Origin of the sequence: Peribacillus faecalis (genome assembly GCF_014712675.1) — a bacterium.
In the GTDB taxonomy this organism is placed as follows: domain Bacteria; phylum Bacillota; class Bacilli; order Bacillales; family DSM-1321; genus Bacillus_AD; species Bacillus_AD faecalis.
This window is the reverse complement of the sequence record NZ_JACXSI010000007.1, coordinates 56,188-73,697: the sequence shown is the minus strand read 5'-3', so window position 1 is coordinate 73,697 and position 17,510 is coordinate 56,188. Positions and strand designations below refer to the sequence as shown.

21 protein-coding genes are annotated in these 17,510 nt (G+C 40.1%); 10 read left to right on the top strand and 11 right to left on the bottom strand.

Annotated elements, in window-relative coordinates:
* Positions 1 to 117: 117 nt before the first annotated feature.
* Positions 118 to 1,284, top strand: a complete 1,167-nt coding sequence (locus IEO70_RS04130) for an acyl-CoA dehydrogenase family protein (RefSeq protein WP_190997089.1) — start codon at positions 118 to 120, stop codon at positions 1,282 to 1,284.
* A gap of 155 nt (positions 1,285 to 1,439) precedes the next feature.
* On the opposite strand, the gene IEO70_RS04125 is transcribed toward IEO70_RS04130, so the two are convergent.
* From IEO70_RS04125 to IEO70_RS04115, 3 genes are all read right to left on the bottom strand, one after another.
* Positions 1,440 to 1,988 (bottom strand): GNAT family N-acetyltransferase, encoded by a 549-nt coding sequence (locus tag IEO70_RS04125; RefSeq protein ID WP_190997088.1) that lies wholly within the window; start codon positions 1,986 to 1,988, stop codon positions 1,440 to 1,442.
* A gap of 441 nt (positions 1,989 to 2,429) precedes the next feature.
* A complete protein-coding gene (locus IEO70_RS04120; RefSeq protein ID WP_190997087.1) occupies positions 2,430 to 3,311 on the bottom strand; it encodes a CAP domain-containing protein in 882 nt (293 codons plus the stop codon).
* A gap of 311 nt (positions 3,312 to 3,622) precedes the next feature.
* Positions 3,623 to 4,501, bottom strand: coding sequence for a GNAT family N-acetyltransferase (locus IEO70_RS04115; RefSeq protein WP_190997086.1), 879 nt, complete (start codon positions 4,499 to 4,501; stop codon positions 3,623 to 3,625).
* Positions 4,502 to 4,603: 102 nt separating this feature from the next.
* On the opposite strand from IEO70_RS04115, the gene IEO70_RS04110 reads away from it, so the two are divergent.
* Entirely contained in the window at positions 4,604 to 4,888 is a 285-nt protein-coding gene (locus IEO70_RS04110; protein WP_206711489.1) for a hypothetical protein, read from the top strand.
* 436 nt (positions 4,889 to 5,324) lie between these two features.
* Here the strand turns inward: IEO70_RS04110 and IEO70_RS04105 are convergent, their stop codons facing one another.
* Together IEO70_RS04105 and IEO70_RS20315 are read right to left on the bottom strand one after the other, a co-directional pair.
* Entirely contained in the window at positions 5,325 to 5,567 is a 243-nt protein-coding gene (locus IEO70_RS04105; RefSeq protein ID WP_190997085.1) for a hypothetical protein, read from the bottom strand.
* 360 nt (positions 5,568 to 5,927) lie between these two features.
* A complete protein-coding gene (locus IEO70_RS20315; RefSeq protein WP_190997084.1) occupies positions 5,928 to 6,806 on the bottom strand; it encodes an AraC family transcriptional regulator in 879 nt (292 codons plus the stop codon).
* A 208-nt stretch (positions 6,807 to 7,014) separates the two neighbouring features.
* Here IEO70_RS20315 and IEO70_RS04095 point away from each other — a divergent pair, with 208 nt between their 5' ends.
* Complete coding sequence (locus IEO70_RS04095; protein WP_190997083.1) at positions 7,015 to 7,656, top strand: GyrI-like domain-containing protein; 642 nt, start codon at positions 7,015 to 7,017, stop codon at positions 7,654 to 7,656.
* Between the two features lie 659 nt (positions 7,657 to 8,315).
* Here IEO70_RS04095 and IEO70_RS04090 read toward each other — a convergent pair.
* On the bottom strand, positions 8,316 to 8,675 hold the full coding sequence (locus IEO70_RS04090) for a hypothetical protein (protein WP_190997082.1): 360 nt from the start codon (positions 8,673 to 8,675) through the stop codon (positions 8,316 to 8,318).
* 280 nt (positions 8,676 to 8,955) lie between these two features.
* Here IEO70_RS04090 and IEO70_RS04085 point away from each other — a divergent pair, with 280 nt between their 5' ends.
* The 3 genes from IEO70_RS04085 to IEO70_RS04075 all read left to right on the top strand — a co-directional run bounded on the left by IEO70_RS04085 (position 8,956) and on the right by IEO70_RS04075 (position 11,054).
* The gene (locus IEO70_RS04085; protein WP_190997081.1) at positions 8,956 to 9,471 is read left to right on the top strand and encodes an RNA polymerase sigma factor; all 516 of its coding nucleotides are present in this window, start codon (positions 8,956 to 8,958) and stop codon (positions 9,469 to 9,471) included.
* Entirely contained in the window at positions 9,455 to 10,414 is a 960-nt protein-coding gene (locus tag IEO70_RS04080) for an anti sigma factor C-terminal domain-containing protein (protein WP_190997080.1), read from the top strand. Before IEO70_RS04085 ends, IEO70_RS04080 begins: the two co-directional genes overlap by 17 nt.
* Before the next feature lie 286 nt (positions 10,415 to 10,700).
* The gene (locus IEO70_RS04075) at positions 10,701 to 11,054 is read left to right on the top strand and encodes a hypothetical protein (protein ID WP_190997079.1); all 354 of its coding nucleotides are present in this window, start codon (positions 10,701 to 10,703) and stop codon (positions 11,052 to 11,054) included.
* A 169-nt stretch (positions 11,055 to 11,223) separates the two neighbouring features.
* Here the strand turns inward: IEO70_RS04075 and IEO70_RS20145 are convergent, their stop codons facing one another.
* Positions 11,224 to 11,358 carry a hypothetical protein gene (locus IEO70_RS20145; protein WP_268938712.1) on the bottom strand — a complete coding sequence of 45 codons (135 nt, stop codon included), beginning with the start codon at positions 11,356 to 11,358 and terminating at the stop codon, positions 11,224 to 11,226.
* Between the two features lie 74 nt (positions 11,359 to 11,432).
* Between IEO70_RS20145 and ku the strand changes: the two genes are divergently transcribed.
* The 4 genes from ku to ligD all read left to right on the top strand — a co-directional run bounded on the left by ku (position 11,433) and on the right by ligD (position 15,377).
* Positions 11,433 to 12,275: a non-homologous end joining protein Ku gene (gene ku / locus IEO70_RS04070; protein ID WP_190997078.1), complete on the top strand. Its 843-nt coding sequence runs from the start codon at positions 11,433 to 11,435 to the stop codon at positions 12,273 to 12,275.
* Between the two features lie 103 nt (positions 12,276 to 12,378).
* Positions 12,379 to 13,209, top strand: a complete 831-nt coding sequence (locus tag IEO70_RS04065) for a DNA/RNA non-specific endonuclease (protein ID WP_328820864.1) — start codon at positions 12,379 to 12,381, stop codon at positions 13,207 to 13,209.
* A 15-nt stretch (positions 13,210 to 13,224) separates the two neighbouring features.
* A complete protein-coding gene (locus IEO70_RS04060; RefSeq protein ID WP_206711488.1) occupies positions 13,225 to 14,169 on the top strand; it encodes an ATP-dependent DNA ligase in 945 nt (314 codons plus the stop codon).
* An 11-nt stretch (positions 14,170 to 14,180) separates the two neighbouring features.
* The gene (gene ligD / locus IEO70_RS04055) at positions 14,181 to 15,377 is read left to right on the top strand and encodes a DNA ligase D (protein ID WP_235973484.1); all 1,197 of its coding nucleotides are present in this window, start codon (positions 14,181 to 14,183) and stop codon (positions 15,375 to 15,377) included.
* 177 nt (positions 15,378 to 15,554) lie between these two features.
* Here ligD and IEO70_RS20410 read toward each other — a convergent pair whose 3' ends face one another.
* The 4 genes from IEO70_RS20410 to IEO70_RS04035 form a co-directional block, all read right to left on the bottom strand.
* A complete protein-coding gene (locus tag IEO70_RS20410; protein ID WP_407948495.1) occupies positions 15,555 to 15,980 on the bottom strand; it encodes a VanZ family protein in 426 nt (141 codons plus the stop codon).
* A 62-nt stretch (positions 15,981 to 16,042) separates the two neighbouring features.
* Positions 16,043 to 16,399 carry a DUF4181 domain-containing protein gene (locus IEO70_RS04045; RefSeq protein WP_190997075.1) on the bottom strand — a complete coding sequence of 119 codons (357 nt, stop codon included), beginning with the start codon at positions 16,397 to 16,399 and terminating at the stop codon, positions 16,043 to 16,045.
* A 42-nt stretch (positions 16,400 to 16,441) separates the two neighbouring features.
* Positions 16,442 to 16,813: a GNAT family N-acetyltransferase gene (locus tag IEO70_RS04040; protein WP_190997074.1), complete on the bottom strand. Its 372-nt coding sequence runs from the start codon at positions 16,811 to 16,813 to the stop codon at positions 16,442 to 16,444.
* An 86-nt stretch (positions 16,814 to 16,899) separates the two neighbouring features.
* Complete coding sequence (locus tag IEO70_RS04035; protein ID WP_190997073.1) at positions 16,900 to 17,505, bottom strand: FMN-binding negative transcriptional regulator; 606 nt, start codon at positions 17,503 to 17,505, stop codon at positions 16,900 to 16,902.
* Between the last annotated feature and the right edge of the window lie 5 nt (positions 17,506 to 17,510).

Genomic DNA, 17,510 nt, shown 5'->3' with positions numbered 1-17,510 from the left:
ATAACAATTCATACCTGTAAAGTAGGATTTTTGTTTCTGGTATAGATTTTTTTCTGAATTATCTGTATTATAAAATCAAACTCTACGAAACTACTAGGAATTGAGGGACGTTATAATATGAATTCAATTAAGCTTTTTATTAAAAACAAAGAACAACAAACCATCATTAACCAATTACACACATTAAAAGAGGACATTTACAAACGAGGCGAAAAAGCGGATCGTGAAAATGGTTTTCCATTAGAGAGTTTTCAAGATTTATTAACGATTGATTATAATGCGATCACACTGCCGAAGGAATATGGAGGCAAAGGGTTTGGAATTTATGACATGATACTATTCCAAGAAACACTGGCTAGTTTTGATGGCCCAACAGCACTTGCGATTGGCTGGCAACTTGGCGTTGTTGGTGAAATATACGACAAAAAAATTTGGTCCGAAACTCACTTAAAGCAGTTTGCAGAAGCAATCGTTCACGATCGAGCATTAACCAACCGCGCAGTCAGCGAAGCGATTACCGGTAGCCCAACTCGAGGCGGTCGCCCCGGTACAAATGCCGTGCTCATTGACGGAAAATGGCACATTTCAGGACGCAAAAGCTTCATGACCCTTTCTTATGCATTAACACACTTTTTGACTTCTGCATGGATTGAGGAAAAAAACGCTATTGGGTTCTTTTTAATTCCTAAAGAAACAGATGGCATTTCCATTGAGGAAACTTGGGATATGATTGCCATGCGTGGAACAGCAAGTCATGACCTCGTCTTAGATCAGGTCATTTTACCTGAAGATGCGCTGGTGGAAATTAATGACGGACCTCGAAGCAACAACATCAATGGTTGGGCACTTCACATTCCGGCGGTCTATCTAGGCATCGCACAAGCAGCCCGCGACTACGCTGTACGCTTTGCAAGCTCTTATACCCCCAATAGCTTACCTGGACCAATTGGTGACCTCCCACATGTACAAGATAAAATTGGCCAAATTGAGTTAAAGCTAATGGCGGCACGTCATTTCATTTATAGTGTAGCTGAAAAAGTGGAAAGCGAGTCAACACACGCACATATTAGTAATGAATTAGGTGCCGCTAAAAACATCGTTGTAAACTCTGCTATTGAGATTGTAGACTTAGCAATGCGCATTGTAGGTGCGAAAAGCCTTCAGAATAACAACCCATTAAATCGCTATTACCGCGATGTCCGTGCAGGATTACACAACCCTCCAATGGACGATATGACAATTATAAAATTAGCCCAAGCAGCTCTTCAAGATGTAAAAAACTAATACCTCGTTAGCCTTGAAACATAATGGGAAGGTAACAAATAAAAGCGACGAAATCATTATTTGATTCGTCGTTTTCATTTTCCTATTTTACAAAAGAACCTGATTAGTGATTAAGCATTATTATTTAGTTACACATGAGTTGACATCCCAGCCTCCTATTTCACCCAATCCGATTTCAAAATTCCGTACAAATAATAATCACAATACGTATTCACCATTTTCCCTTCTCGAATATGCCCTTCTCGCTTAAAACCGACTTTTTCAAGTGTCTTATAAGATGCATGATTCTGGATATGGACATCGCCCCATAAGCGCTGTAATTCTGTCTTTTGGAAACAAAAATCAACGACGCTCCTTAACGCTTCCTCCATGAAATGATTTCCTTGATAAGCACGCGAAATCCTGCAAGCAACCTTCGCCATTCTATTATTCTCAATTAAATATACCCACAACTCTCCGATTACTTTATTATCCTCTTTATGGACAATTCCCCAATGGAAACTTTTCGTTGGCTTTTTGATCTTTTGAAATTGCAATTCAGGATAAAATTCACTTTTAGACGGCCGCTTCCCCCAATAATCATACAAAGAAACATCGCTCATCCATTCTTTCAGATCTGCAACATCATTTTTATTCATCGTTCTTAGTAAAAGCTGTTCCGTTTCAATAACAGGTTTTTCGGTAATATAGTCCTGTAAACTCATCGATACTCCGCCTCCTTCAATTCTCACTCCTATATTTCGTTTATCCTAAACTAACTAGGGGTAAACGTTAGAAAAATCGTTAGAAGATAGTACTGATTAACCATCGCTTATCATACCTTTAAATAGGAATCATATTTGTAAGGAGAGGGACATATGCCACAGATTAATATAGACGTAGTAAAGGAGTATCTAGCAAAAGGCGGGAAAGCATCATAGGTTTCGCAAGAGACATCTATGGATCAACTATAGAGGAAACTGGTAATAGAGCTTTTGCAGAGGCAATAGAGTTAGTTATCTTAAATACGGTAGCAGCACTTTTCGAAGCGAAAGTTGATGATGAAGAAATTATTAGTAGCAGATAAAGAAAAATGATTAGAACAATTCTTTAGTATAATAGCAACAGAAAAACCGCCAGACCTCCCTGGCGGCTTTGTGTTGATTTTACTTACCGATAAACATTTGTGTCCAATAGTTGCCGTCGCTAACATGCCCGATACCGATATGCGTGTAGCTAGCGTTTAAAATATTTTCTCTGTGGCCTTGGCTGTTCATCCAAGCTTCTACAACAGCTGCTGGAGTTGTTTGGCCTTGAGCGATATTTTCTGCTGCACTTTTATATGAAATGCCGAATGTTGTCATCATGTCAAATGGTGAACCGTAAGTTGGGCTTGTATGGCTGAAATAGTTTTGGTCTTTCATATCTTGAGATTTGATACGAGCAACCTTGCTTAATTCAGTATCCAACGTTAATGGTGACAAGCCTGCTTTCGTACGCTCAACGTTAGTCAATTCCAATACCTCTCGCTCAAACGCACTTACCTCTGTTGATGTATTTTCTTCACCTGTTGAAGGGCCCTGAATTTCTGTTCCAGGTTTATTTGTGTCCACTTCCGGTGTTGGATTCTCAATTTCAGGTGTATTTGTTTCCGGTTTCTGGCTGTCTGTTACTGGTGAATCTGTTTCTGGCTTTTGGTTGTCTATTACTGGTGAATCTGTTTCCGGCTTTTGGTTGTCTATTACTGGTGAATCTGTTTCCGGCTTTTGGTTGTCTGTTACTGGTGAATCTGTTTCCGGCTTTTGGTTGTCTATTACTGGTGAATCTGTTTCCGGTTTTGTACAGTTCATATTTTGCAACAGATTATATAATGAATCTTTAAGACTCTCCACATCTTCTTTTGTTAAGCATTTAATCTGAACATATTTTTGATACTGCGTATATTGGTTGTTTGTACATTTTGATGCGGCATCTGCAGACCCTGCACCAAAACCTGTAAATGTAACTGCCGCAGCTGCAGCAAGTGAAACTAATACTTTTTTATTCATATAGAAAATTCCTCCTATGTAGTTGTTGTTTTCTGCTTGCCTCAAATTCTAGCACGAGATTGATGTAATAATAGTTCCACATATTAGGAGATACCGTTTTTTGAAAACTCAAAACAAGCAACCGCAAATAAATGAAAAAAGAAAATAAGCGATTATGCCTTTATACAACTGGCTTAACCGCTCATTTCCATATACAACCTACAAACGCAATATTAACCTACAATTCAACTAAATCCCAGGTAGCCGTTATGGATTTTTGTTGAATAAATGGGTGTTTGTTACTAATATTACAATTCTATTAAATTGATAAACTATGCATGTGACGTCAAAGGAAACAAAACCGGCTCCGACATACCTTTCCACAACGGCCGCACAAACAGCGTATCATTGCGCTCCGTCTTCTTCTCGACAGAAACACCTTCAAGCTCATCATCCGGAATAAAATAAAAATGTACAATCTCTGTTTCATCCGCAGCAATACGACGAAGGACCGCTCTCAAATCTGTTTTGCTTTTGCTAATCACATCAAATAGATGCAATTCGCCTTCTGCTTGCGTGAAAATAACAATAGCCTCTTCCTCTTCTATGTAAAAAATATCGTCAGCAAAGACGAGTATCAAATAAAACATTAATAAATGTTCATTATTTTTGACACCCAATCTCGAAGATACAGGAACGCGTTTCTCAGCAAATTTTTTCATCAGCTCGAAATCTTCCGGATTATCCGCATGCAACTGGCGCAAAGCGGACGGCTGTCTTTTTAAATCGGAAATCGACAACGAAAAATTACTTTCCTGCATCGTCTCAAAACCAAACTTTGGGTAAAAGTCGAGCACCGTTTCATTGGCAAATAGATAAATAAAGTCATAGTCCTGCTCATACTTAGCGATAATATGCTCCATTAGTTTGCCGGATAAGCCTTGATTTCGATAATCCGGATGCGTCATCACCGTCCCAATCTGAATCGCTTTAAACTCCGAGCCATTTTGGACAATCGTCATTTTATTGATTGATGCGTTGGCTATTACTTTCTCTCCAGCCACATATGAATAACAAATATAGTTGTCATTCCAGCAGCCTTTCTCATACCATTGCTTAAAATCAATACCGAATACCCGTTTCGCCAGTTCATTAAAGCTTCTTTTATATGTTTCATTGTGTTTATAGTCACTGATTAATTGATAGCTCATCGCAAACACTGTCCTAGATACAATTCCACAAGCATATCCAGTGTTATTTTAAGATAATTATGATAGTTTAGAAAAGATATTGCTTTTAAGGAGGTTACTTTTTTGGCAAAAGTAAAATTAAAAAACTCAACAGGTGTTATTAAAGAAGTGAAAGTAGGGTTCTCTTGGACAACTTTTTTCTTCGGTGGATGGGTAGCTCTATTCAGAGGACAATGGGGCGAATTAATTAAGTGGTTCCTTTTAAACCCTATTACTTTAGGTATTTGGGGTTTAATACAATGCTGGACAGCTAATAAGAAAACCGTTATTGCCGTAATTGAAAAAGGCTATACTCCAGCTTCTGAAGAAGATCGAGCGTTACTAGTTAGTCGTGAAATTATCTCATAATTTTTCTTATTTATATAAAGCGCTCCAAAACTCCACGTCTGCATGTCTTCGCCGATGTTCCCCATATCCTGTAGCGGCCTCCTTAAAAACAGGATTTCATGTTTATGTTCGCTGCCTAACCCTGATCGCCATCTCTATTTATACGACCATCGTGAACGAAGGCCGTTATTTTAATCCATTTTAACAAGAAAAACCGTTATCGGTCCTTTTTCATGATGAGTAGGCTAGTTAGCTTTACCTCGATGAAAAAGGAGCCATGCGGCAGGACTAAGATGAATCTCCCGAGAAACATGGGTTTGGTTTCTTGGGGGAGGCAGCTTAGGACCGAGAATGGCAGGCATAAGGTTAGACAGTCATCCTTGTTCAAAGTTTTAAACCCTCTTAACTTGTCAGAAAAGGAGAGCATCATCTACTCTCCTTTTTGAATTTATCTTATTTACTTGCCATTACAACTGCACTCATATTCTTTAAACATGTATTCTTTATACAGCCAAAACTCTTTATAATCACTTGTATTAGATTCATACACTTTTACCAAAGGAGCAACATCCAATTTCGCAAATTCCTTTACCTGCTGATCCAAATCCTCAGCACTGTCTAATCTATATTCGTTCATATCTATATACAGGTCTTCATATTCACAAACATCATACGTCACTGCGATATAATACTTTGCCATCGGTGTCATCCCCTATTTCTGAGTGATTATATTCATCCTTAGACTAATAGATTAACCTACCTTATACAACTTTTTTGATTAAAGTTATATTCAAAATATGAAAACTATTCTAAAGATAACGAATGCGGCTCCAATTAATATTGTGAATCCCTTAATTACACCAAACGGCAGTCTGCTTAATAATCTATATAAAAATTCAAACTCAATAAAGTATAAAATAGGTTTCTTAATGGTCAATTCTGATAATCCAAGCCTAACATAAGCTTCATCGGTTTTAGATAATTAACTTTCGACAATCATTATCGGGGATTTAAATCATCTGAATACGGGAAAAAAGCTGCTCTTTCCCGCTTCTGATTATCATTTTTTCTTTTGCACAGGGATATAAATATCAATCCGTTTGTTATCATTGTTATGGCATCTTTCATCATACAATTCAAATTCATAATCGCCGCACTGCTCATAATCAGATGCAGGGAACCAATTTTGATAGATTTCAACCCAAGCTGATTGAATCATTGATGTGAAATTTTCTTCAGAAGCAGGCGAAGTGGTGAATACCGCGAATTGTGTTTCCGGGAATGTTCGGAACGTCATCCCAGCAGGCAATTCACTTGGTTCTTCACTGACTTCCTTAGCGATCATATACGTAAACTGCCCGTTTTCAGAATGATAGTCTGTGCATATACCCAGTTCTTCTTTCGACCGAATCGTCTCCCCGAATGTTGAGCAAAGCTCTTTACTTAGGTAATCTTGCCAAAACGAAGGTATATCCTTTTTATTTTCCCCTTCCTCGACAGTTGTCTGCAATGAATAACCAATAACATGCATCTTTGGCTTCGTAATAATCTTCACTTCCATGTAATTTCCCCCTTTAAATTTGTTCAATGAATGGTTTACAAACAAATCAAGCTCAACAGCAGAAGTTCGATATAGCAGAGGAGACAAGCCATACACTTTTTTGAACGCTCTTGTAAAAGATTCATGAGACTGAAATCCATAATCTAACGCCACATCAATGATTCGCTGATCGCTTTCTTTCAATTGAATTGCGGCACCCGATAATCTTTTCAATCGAACATACTCCATAATAGAAACGCCGACTATTGACTGAAATATCCGGTGAAAATGATAAGGCGAAAAACAAGCTTCCTTCGCCAATGATTCGAGCGTCAAGTTTTCTGATAGATTCTCCTCAATGAATTGAACGATATGATTAATACATGCCGTGTATTCCACGCCTTCACCTCATTTACACCCTCATCATAGCACGCTAACATTTTTCACATTTAACATTTTTTTCTAATCCATAGAATAATTTACCTCTCTTCTCCGCCTAATTCATCCAAATTCACAAATAATTTGTGCAGCCCGAAATTGCCACCGCACTATTAATCCTCTTTGAAAATGGGTACATCATACATAAAAAGATAAGAGGTGAAATCGGATGAAAACAAACAAAGTGGACTATAAAAAAACAGATAAAGAGTTTTATTTGCCGCCGAAAAAACCAGTCTTGATTACAGTGCCTGAGATGAATTTCATTATGGTGGACGGAAAAGGAAATCCAAATCAAGAAGGTGGAGAATATAAACAAGCTGTTGAGTTGCTCTATGCTTTAACCTACACCATCAAGATGAGCAAAATGGGAAAACACCAGCCAACTGGGTATTTTGAATATGTCGTTCCCCCGCTTGAAGGTCTATGGTGGATTCATAATGAAGAAATATTCAACTTCCAGCAGAAAGACAACTTTTGTTGGACGGCAATGATTCGACAACCGGAATTTGTAACTGAAGAAGTATTTCAGTGGGCATGTGAAGAAGCAAGGAAGAAAAAGCCGCATCTGCGTACAGACAAGGTTTCACTAAAATCCTTTACAGAAGGCTTATGTGTTCAAATGCTACACATCGGCTCGTACGATAATGAGCCTGAAAGCTTCGAGCAAATGTTCTCTTTCATGGAAGAAAACAATCTGAAAAGAGTAACAGAAGCCGACCGAACTCAGCACCATGAAATATACATATCCGATCCGCGCCGAACGAAAACAGAGAACTTGAAAACTGTTTTGAGGATACCGGTTGAGTAAATCAGAAAAAACGTTACCGGTCCTTTTTCATTTTTGAATCTCCTCCTGAATTCACTTCAATGAAAAAGGAGACATGCGGGAGGGCTAAGATGAATCACACAAGAAACCCGCTTTTGGTTTCTTGGGGGAGACGGCTTAGGACCGAGCATGGCAGGTATAAGGTTAGACAGGTATCCAAGTTCAATAATCAGTCCGTTTCGCAAATTGTAATAAAAAAACACAGTTGAATAAATGCAGGTTTCGATATATGATAAGTATAAAGATACAAACATTTCCAAATAATAAAAGAGGACAAAGATGCGGGTAACATCTTCATCCTCCGTAGCTACGACCGCAAAGCAAGAATGCGGCGGCGATATGAAAGGCTAAGCTTCCATCACCTGGCGGGTGTGCTTAGTCTTTTTTGCATACAGCAATGATGGCAACAACTAAGGACGCGAACGAAATAACAACAACCAATATCTCTGTCGTTACGACCATACGATCACCTCCCCACCGTCCCTAGTTGGGAACATGGAAGGCCGCCGCGTCATACCCTGCACTAGTAGCTTTTCCTATTATACCACTATTTCTGGTAATATTTTCAATAATTGAATAAAAAGCTCCTTCCCTACCGTTTAATAAAAGCTGTCCACAAATTTGTGGGAAGCCTTCTTCTTTTATGCCTTTAGTCTTTTAACAATTTGCACATTCAACAAAATCATCGATAACCCCACCGGTACCAACAGTAAAGTCAGAACGTACTGAAGTGCCACCATTGAGATTACAAAGCACACTATTTGAACAACAAGAAGCGCAAATCCGTACCATGCAAATTTTAATTGATTTGATTTAATAGCTAAGAAAGTTTGAATAATACCTGTATTAAAAATAATCAAAATCAAAATCGCAATGCCATACCAGACATACTTATACTCCTCTGTGCCTGCAAATGTAGACCACATCGCCCAAGGAATCGCATAAAAGTTCACAGCCACTAAAAGCAAGCTCCATAAAATCCACATATATGATTTCTTCAAATCCCCCACCCTTTCAGAAATATCTCACGTTAAATAATTGCAAAATAACGTTACCCCATCATAAAATAATCATGCTAAGCGGTAAATGGTACTATTTTCAATTTCCTGATTAACATATTCAAAAATCAGAGCAACGCCCCGCTAATTGTGTATGCAGGTTCACCTTCATCCACTCAATGTATCTTCCTGACTTTTTCACAAAAAATATTCTTAAAAAACTTTTTCATAAACTTGTACACTTTTTTTTCATCCATCCGTTATATAGGTGAAAGGAGGATAAATGAAGATCGAAACCATCGAAGATTTATATCAGCAAAAAGTCCTCATCATCTTCAAGCATTTGGTCAGTATAGGCTGTTCGAAGGAAGATGCCGAAGATATCGTGCAGAACACCTTCTACAAAGCCATTGAAAATATGATTCATCTCGAAGTGACGAACATTTCCGCCTGGTTATTCAAAGTTTCCATTCATCAATTTTATGATTTGTGCAGACGCTCGCAGCGTTTCCCAAAAGTAAATATTGATGATGACGCATTTATATCTTTTTTCATTCAAGAGGAAACCGGCGAAGATTTTGTTTTACTAAAAGAACTTCATGGAGATGTACACAATCTGCTGGATGAGCTAAAGCCCAGCTATAAAAACTTGCTGGTGCTGAAATATGATCTCGGCTTATCTTACGAAGAAATATCAGTAATGCTTGATATGAAGGTGGAGACGATTCGGACCACCTTGTATAGAGCGAGAAAAGAATTTAAACAGAAATGGAGAGAAAAAAATGAAAGAAGATCATGAAATTGATCGTTTATTCAATCCTTCCTTCACTGAAAAAGATTTGATTAAATCAGCAAAAAGAAAAAGCTATTTTCGCATCACAGGGGTTAGCCTTATCGTCTCACTATTTGTTGTCGCGTTATTGATTTTATTAAAAGTCCAACTAACTCCCTATGTGATGAGCAATAAAATGGCCGCTAAAGAATTGTATTATGACATATACGGCGCCAATACGTATGTCGGTGCCTGGAACGAGGAATACAAATTGATTGGCAGTTCAGCCGAAGCGCCAAAATATAAGCTCTTATATGACAAACCGGTCTATCTCGGGGAAGTTTCAGCAGGATCGCAAGAATTGAATATCACGCTTGGGAACTCGGACCTGGCGCAATACTCCTACTCAGGAACTCGCGTCATGAATTTCTTCCATCCCGCTTTGCGGTATGAAAAATATGCAAATGATTTAAGTTTATTAGATGAAATAAATGACGGCAAAATAATCGAGATGGCATTGTCCTTCGACAAGGCTTACACATATGAAGAGGTCGAAGCAATGCTGCCTGAAAATGTAACGTTGCAGTGGAGCTGGGTCGATGCCTATTCATCAGATGAACTGGGCGGAATGAAAGCCTCTAATAGCGAACATGCTTCCTACCCGACGACAATTTTGAAAGAATACGAAGTGCCCGGATTCCAATCGTTCACTGAAGCGGGCGAACCACTCGACAACCCAGTCGATGAATTCTTATCAAATTTGGATTTAGCGCAAGATAAAGGCGGGTCTTACAAAGACGAATTCACACACATATACGAAACATTGAAAAAAGACAACACATCTCCGACAGCAGAAAACATTGAAATCATCGGCGTTGTAGTAGTTGGAGATAAACAGCAATTAACATCACTAATCAATCAACCTTATATAAAAGCATCTAGTTTCGGTGCTGTTGTTGATAAATATTAAGAAAAACCGTCACCGTTCCTTTTCATTTTTGATTCTGCTCCATTGATTTAGCTTCAATGGAAAGGAGCCATGCGGCAGATGTAAGACGGGACGGATGGGAAATCCGATTTTTGATTTCCTAGCCGTCCCAACTCTATAAAGGAACATCGGCTAAAAGCACCACGTCCGCATGTCTTCGCCGGTGTGACCTACATCCTATAGGCCTCCGAGCATGGCAGGTGTAAGGTTAGACAGTTATCCAAGTTCAGAAATTTAACCTTATTTATTAAAGAGGAGATTAAACATCATGAAAAAATCACTATATCTATTTATTTGGGTTCTCGTTGCAATCGTTATTAATATGGGAGCATTTCCAGTCGCTATGTTTTCCCTATTTGGGACACCTGAAGGAACAAGCATTTTCTCACTGGACTATCTTATAGCATTTATCATTGTATTTTTAGCTAACATTGTTACCATTCAAATATTTGTAGCTATGAGAAAAAACAACAAAACTGTTTTTCTATCCGGTGTAGCTTTTGCCATTCTTGAGTCTTTAGCTTTTGTGCTTTTCATCACAACTGGCGCCGGATTCGGCATTTGCGTCGCGCTAGCCCTAATCAGCGTTATCGGAGCTTCTGTACTGCTTGTAAAAAATTAAGGCAGACTTAAACAAAGCCAATCTCGTTATGATGATTGGCTTTTCGTTTTGTTGCGGGTTCATATTGAACAAAAAGCCACTTTTAGTTGCAAGCTCACCCTTCCAAGAACGTCAAACACCATAACCAGCCTTTTGTTCACTTCTCTTCCCTGCTCAATTCATCCGCTTTTCACCACAATTCACCCACATTTACAATTAATTCGTCCGACTCAGTAAACAATTCGTCCGCTTTCACAAACAATTCCTCCACTTTTGCAATTAATCCCTCCCAATCCGCAAATAATTCGTCCGATCCGCCCCACATCTCCGCAAAGTCAACCTCCACGCATAGATTACATCAAACTACAAAATCTAAGAAAAAAAGAAAGAGGAATCACTATGCATACAGTCTGGAAAGGAAGCATTTCGTTTGGTCTCGTTAATATTCCCGTTAAATTGTTCTCGGCCGTAGAGGACAAAGACATTAAGTTCCGGCAGTTCCACAAAGAGTGCAAGTCACCGATCAAGTACAAGAAAGTCGCCGAGTGCGACGATGATGTCACAAGCGATGAAATTATCAAAGTATTCGAGTCACCCAATGGTCGTTTCGTTCAAATTACCGAAGAAGAAATGAATAAGCTCAAAGAGGAACATGAGAAAAAACAAGTTGCCATTATCGATTTCGTCAAGCTATCGGAAATCGACCCGATTTACTTTGACAAAACATACTTCGTCGGAGCTGACAGCGGCGGTTCAAAGCCTTACACACTGCTGTCGGAAATTCTGAAAAAATCAAAGAAAATCGGCATCGCTAAAATTACGATTCGCAGCAAAGAGCGTCTTGCCGCTATCCGTCCACACCAAAACATGCTGCTACTCGAAACGCTGCATTTCCCTGACGAAGTGCGCAATGTCAAAGATGTGCCGCTCGGCGTCACCGGACAAGCCGTATCGGAAAAAGAATTCGAAATCGGCATGATGTTGATTGAACAGCTGACGACCGCCTTCGATCCGAAGAAATACACTGATACATACCGGACCGCTCTTGAGAAACTCATTCAGGAAAAAATGGAGAAAAACGAATATATCGCAGCATCTGATCAACCGGCTGCCGAAGAACGAAGCAATGTTGTCGATCTCATGAGCGCTCTGCAAGCATCCATTGACCGAACAAAAAACGAGCCGGCAGAAGCGCCAAAGGCTACCAAACCGCGAAAAACAAGAGCAAAGAAAACAAGCTAGGCAAAAGCAGGAAAATCCGCATTCAAAACGGAAAATAAATAATACTAGCAAGAGCAGTCAGCACGCATAGGTTACATAAAGGAGCTGATTGGATTTGAACGACGTGATGAAAGCAACGAAACTGGCACTGGAATGGTACGAGCTTGCCGAAGGTTATGACGCCAATTTTTTAAGCAAACAATACGAAGTTCCCTTACCTGAATTAAGCAATGATTTGAAAGAAGATATTGCTCCTTTGCTCGAAGGCGGATATATACTAAATTACACCCACTTCTCGATTGTCATGAGTAAATCGCGCCGCCTTGCCTTTTACACAGCCGTCAATATCGACGGTTCGCAGCAAAAAGACATCAAACGCGGAAACGACAGCTGGTATTATGACCCGCGGATCGACGAAGATTTCCTGGCCGGACCTGAGCTATACAGCAACAATGACTTAGACCGCGGCCATCTTGTGCGCCGCCGCGATCCTGTTTGGGGCACAAGAGCGGCTGCCGCCAATGAAGATACGTTCCATTTCACAAACTGCGCTCCGCAACATAAAAATTTTAATCAAAAAACGTGGCTTGATTTGGAGGATTACATTTTAAACAATGCGGTCACCAACAATTTAAAAGTTAACGTTTTTACCGGACCGGTTTTCAAGGAAAGCGACCAGACGTATCGAGGCATTCAGTTGCCTGAGGAGTTTTGGAAAATAGCCGTGATGATTAAGCATGACGGCACATTATCTGCAACCGCCTATTTACAGACGCAAAAAAATCTGCTTGGCAGACTCGACTTTTCCTACGGCGAATATAAAACGTATCAAGTCGCTGTATCGCATGTGGAAAGATTGACCGGCCTTGATTTCGGAACATTGCGAGATGCCGACCCGCTTGGCAGCGCCGGCACATTCCACACGGTCACCACCGAAGATGACATCCGCTTTTAAAACAAGAGGTGCAGCATGAACATGAAACCAATTATTCCGTTTGAGCCTGTCGCCAGTGACAGAACGCCGACAGGTTCAGACTGGATTTTTCAGATTAAATGGGACGGTGTCAGAATTTTGACCTATTATGACGTACAAGACGTGCAGCTGTTCAACCGTAAGCTCAATGAACGCACGAAGATTTTCCCGGAGCTGCTTGATGTGAAAAGCTACACCAATGCCGACTCCCTCATAGTAGACGGTGAAGTAATTGCGCTCGACCAAAACGGGCAGCCGTCATTCCATGAGGTGATGAGGCGAGATGGCATCCGCCGAGCCGACCGTGTTAGCCACATCCAGAAGGAAGTCCCGATTTTCTACATGATTTTTGACATACTATATTTAAACGGCCAATGGCAAACCGATAAACCGCTCGCCGACAGAATGGAGCTGCTCCGCGAAACGATCAAACCCAATCCGACGATTCAGCTCGTCTCTTCTGAAAGGGACGGCACTACCCTTTTTGAAGTTGCTAAGCAGCACAATCTCGAAGGCATCGTCTGCAAAAATTTGCAAAGCAAATACACGATTAACGGTAAAAATGCCAACTGGCAAAAGGTAAAAAACTATCAAGATACGATCGCGGTCATCGCTGGCGTTACATACCGCAACAACATCGTCAACTCGCTCGTGCTCGGGCTTTACGACGAACATCAGCAACTACAATTCATCGGCCATGCCGGCACCGGAAAGCTGACGCGTCAAGACTGGATTACGTTCACGAAAGCAATTGAACCGCTAATAACGGATCAACGGCCGTTCTCGAAAAATCCGCCACGGATCAAAGACATTCAATGGCTCGAACCTGTCTTAACAGTGAAAGTACAATATATGGAGTGGCCTAAAGGACATTCGTTGCGCCAGCCGAGCATTCAAGCATTCGTCAATCAAGACCCGAAAAGCTGTACTATATTGGAATAAGGAAGATGCATATGAAAAGCGGTTCTTTTTTTATTCTTGGATACCGGCAGAAAACCGACGAAATTATCATCGGCATCACCAAATACAATGAAATAATCGAAATCGGCTCTTTCCTCCAAGGCATCGCTAAGCAGGAAAAAGCATTATTGATTCAAACCATCACAAACAATCAAATAAAAAAATTAGCCGGCACCGTCTACACGAACCCAGGCATTTGTGCAGAAGTCCACTTCGAGAAAATTGAAAACGGGCAAGTGCAGAATGCAACATTCGCCCGCTTCAATTTTGACATTGACTGGCAACAATGCACGTGGCAGCAGCTAGTTATCCGCAATACACCAGTGGATCCTGAACTCAAGTTCACGAACCTCGATAAAGTGATTTGGGAAGACCCGCTTATCCATAAAGACGGACTGCTATCTTACTTAGCAGAAATCTCACCATATATGCTGCCGTTTTTACAAAATCGAATTTTGACCGTGATTCGCTATCCGAACGGTATTAACGGCGAATCATTTTTCCAAAAAAATTGTCCTGACTATGCGCCAAGCTTCGTTACGACTATCGAAAAGGAAGGAACCGATTTTGTCGTCTGTAAGGACATATCCACCTTACTTTGGCTCGGCAATCAGCTGGCAATTGAATATCATACCCCTTTTCAAGCCATTCATGAACAACAGCCTTTAGAAATTGTCTTTGACTTGGACCCGCCAAGTCGTGACAGCTTTCATCTCGCCATTAAGGCAGCGATGGAGCTGAGGAAGATTTTCGACGGCTTCAATATCGTTAGCTTCCCGAAACTATCCGGCAGCAAAGGCATCCAAATACACATTCCGATTGCCGACCGTCGCTTCACATACGATGAAACAAGGCTGTTCACCAGCTTCATCGCCCAATACCTTGTTCAGCAATTCCCGGACGATTTCACGATCGAACGCTTTAAGAAAAATCGCGGCAACCGGCTTTATCTCGATTACGTCCAGCACGCCGAAGGAAAAACAATTATCTGCCCCTACTCCACCCGCGGCAAAGCAGACGCCACCGTCGCAGCCCCACTTTATTGGGAGGAAGTGAACGAGCATCTCGACTTGACCGACTATACCATTCCATCCGTACTCGAACGAATGGAGAAAATCACTTGCCCGATGGCCGGATTTTTCGAACATACAAATGACTCGTTGACGGAGATTATTGAGAAACTGCAGTAAGAAAAAACGTCTCCGGTCCTTTTTCATTTTTGTATACCTCTCTCGAATTTACTTCAATGAAAAAGGAGCCATGCGGGAGGACTAAGAGGAATCACACAAGAAACCCGCTTTTGGTTTCTTGGGGGAGTCAGCTTAGGACCCGAGCATGGCAGGTGTAAGGTTAGACAGCATCTAAGCTCAGAGTGAATGCTCTGAGCCTGCTTTATTAAATAATTGCTGGTACGTTCTAAACAATATAAATCCTATAAAACAACTAAATATATTCAAGATGATATCATCAACATCAAAGCTCCCTAAACGGGAAACATATTGAAAAATCTCGATACCACATATGATCAAAAAACAAGTCATCATTGTTTTAGTTAAAGTTCTTTGGGATGAAAAAGCCATAGGCAGGATAAATCCCATCGGTATAAACGGAATGATATTTCCAAATATGTTTAAAAATGAAACAGAATTCTTATTTCCGATGTAAGAATTAATTGTTCGAAAAGGAACTAAGTTTATCCCTGAGCCTCGCGATTTATTCGATTGAATCGTATCGATTACAAGATGTATATTTCCAGTGAACTTAATCACAACAATAACAAACAGCATGAACATATATATGATAAATATGCCCTTCCATATATGCTTAACCACCCTTGCATCCCTCCGGCTTCCAATCATTCAAGAAAAAAAACTAAAACATAAACAAACGTCACAAGGAGCATTAACAAAATTAAACTTACTACATATTGTTTGGAGTTCTTCAAATACTTCCACTCCATAAAAGCCTGAAAACCAAATAATACAGTGAAATAGAAAATCCAAAACCCTTTTTGGACATTTATATCCTTATCAAGCACAAACCAATAAGTACCTAAAAAGATAATTACAATAATAGCCCTTCCCCATTGATCAATTCTTTTAGCAGGCGTTTCGGAAATCTTTCTCTTCTCTACACGCAGTAATTTAGTCGCTGCTCTTTCTATCAACAACACTAAAATTGCAAACACAATAAATAAAGTAATAAACTGCATATTTAAACCCTCCGCGTATCTTGCTGTTGACTTCTGAAGCCATTAACTAGTAAACTTTTGCACTAGTTTTCCATCTTCTTCACCTTCAATAAAATTACCTTCTGTAAACTCATCGATTCCGTTTCTCCAAAATGCTTGCGCAGGTTTATTGTGGGATATTTGGTGAACTACCCAATTACCCTTATGTAAGCGGAATATTTCTTTGACAACTGCTTTGCCTATACCCTCTCTCCGGTACTTTTTCATAATAAAGAATTCCACAATACAGTTGGATGATTGATCTTTTCCTACTAAAGCAAAGCCAATATATTTCGTATCAGATTTAATGAAGTAGGGAAAGCAATTCTCTTCGTCAAAAGAATCCTTTAAAATTTCCTCATCCGCTTTAGTCACCGCTACTATTTGATAATTCATTTTCTCCCCACCCACAAAATTGACTATTTATTCTTAATTTACAGTATAACTTAACCATATAAAAAACGCTTGAGCATTCTCAAGCGTCAAATGTTTTTCCGCATAAGCGCAGCTATTTCCCGATCATCACGATCCGAGCTTTTCTCCAACTGTTCAATCACCAGCTCTTTCCGTTCTATGGAATGATTTTGGCTTAGTTTCGCTTTTGCTTCAATCTTTATGATATGAATTTTGAAGGCGACAATCCCTTTACTCATCCCTTCAATTAATTTCGGATCGACCTCATCGAGGGTATAGCCGCTGTCCGATCGTTCATATTTTCTCACAGAGTCATTCAAGGAATTGTATATCACTTGGCTGTCTTCAAGCAGCTCCAGTTTCCCGTAAACATGCACTGCGACATAATTCCAGGTCGGCACAGCCTTTTTAGTTTCGTACCAAGACGGCGAAATGTAGCAGTGCGGCCCGTGGAAAATCGCCAGCACTTGCTGTTCTCCTGCATCTTTCCATTGCCCATTCGGAAGCGCAAAATGACCGTACAAAGCCTGCTCCTCTTTGTTCAAAAGCAGCGGCAAGTGCGTCGCATACGGCTCGCCATTATGCTGAGAAAATAGCATCGCAAAGCTGTACTTTTCAATCATCTCATAAATCATATCTCGGTCGTTTATTTCAAAATGCTTCGGTATATACAAATGCC

Bases quoted from the DNA above. Each gene is read 5' to 3' on its own strand.
- IEO70_RS04120 (WP_190997087.1), bottom strand. From the start codon at position 3,311: ATGAATAAAAAAGTATTAGTTTCACTTGCTGCAGCTGCGGCAGTTACA.
- IEO70_RS04105 (WP_190997085.1), bottom strand. From the start codon at position 5,567: ATGGCAAAGTATTATATCGCAGTGACGTATGATGTTTGTGAATATGAA.
- ligD (WP_235973484.1), top strand. From the start codon at position 14,181: ATGAAAAGCGGTTCTTTTTTTATTCTTGGATACCGGCAGAAAACCGAC.
- IEO70_RS04060 (WP_206711488.1), top strand. From the start codon at position 13,225: ATGAACATGAAACCAATTATTCCGTTTGAGCCTGTCGCCAGTGACAGA.
- IEO70_RS04080 (WP_190997080.1), top strand. From the start codon at position 9,455: ATGAAAGAAGATCATGAAATTGATCGTTTATTCAATCCTTCCTTCACT.
- IEO70_RS04040 (WP_190997074.1), bottom strand. From the start codon at position 16,813: ATGAATTATCAAATAGTAGCGGTGACTAAAGCGGATGAGGAAATTTTA.
- IEO70_RS20145 (WP_268938712.1), bottom strand. From the start codon at position 11,358: ATGTGGGGCGGATCGGACGAATTATTTGCGGATTGGGAGGGATTAATT.
- IEO70_RS04045 (WP_190997075.1), bottom strand. From the start codon at position 16,399: ATGCAGTTTATTACTTTATTTATTGTGTTTGCAATTTTAGTGTTGTTG.
- IEO70_RS04125 (WP_190997088.1), bottom strand. From the start codon at position 1,988: ATGAGTTTACAGGACTATATTACCGAAAAACCTGTTATTGAAACGGAA.
- IEO70_RS04115 (WP_190997086.1), bottom strand. From the start codon at position 4,501: ATGAGCTATCAATTAATCAGTGACTATAAACACAATGAAACATATAAA.
- IEO70_RS04075 (WP_190997079.1), top strand. From the start codon at position 10,701: ATGAAAAAATCACTATATCTATTTATTTGGGTTCTCGTTGCAATCGTT.
- IEO70_RS04085 (WP_190997081.1), top strand. From the start codon at position 8,956: ATGAAGATCGAAACCATCGAAGATTTATATCAGCAAAAAGTCCTCATC.
- IEO70_RS20410 (WP_407948495.1), bottom strand. From the start codon at position 15,980: ATGTTCATGCTGTTTGTTATTGTTGTGATTAAGTTCACTGGAAATATA.
- IEO70_RS04095 (WP_190997083.1), top strand. From the start codon at position 7,015: ATGAAAACAAACAAAGTGGACTATAAAAAAACAGATAAAGAGTTTTAT.
- ku (WP_190997078.1), top strand. From the start codon at position 11,433: ATGCATACAGTCTGGAAAGGAAGCATTTCGTTTGGTCTCGTTAATATT.
- IEO70_RS04130 (WP_190997089.1), top strand. From the start codon at position 118: ATGAATTCAATTAAGCTTTTTATTAAAAACAAAGAACAACAAACCATC.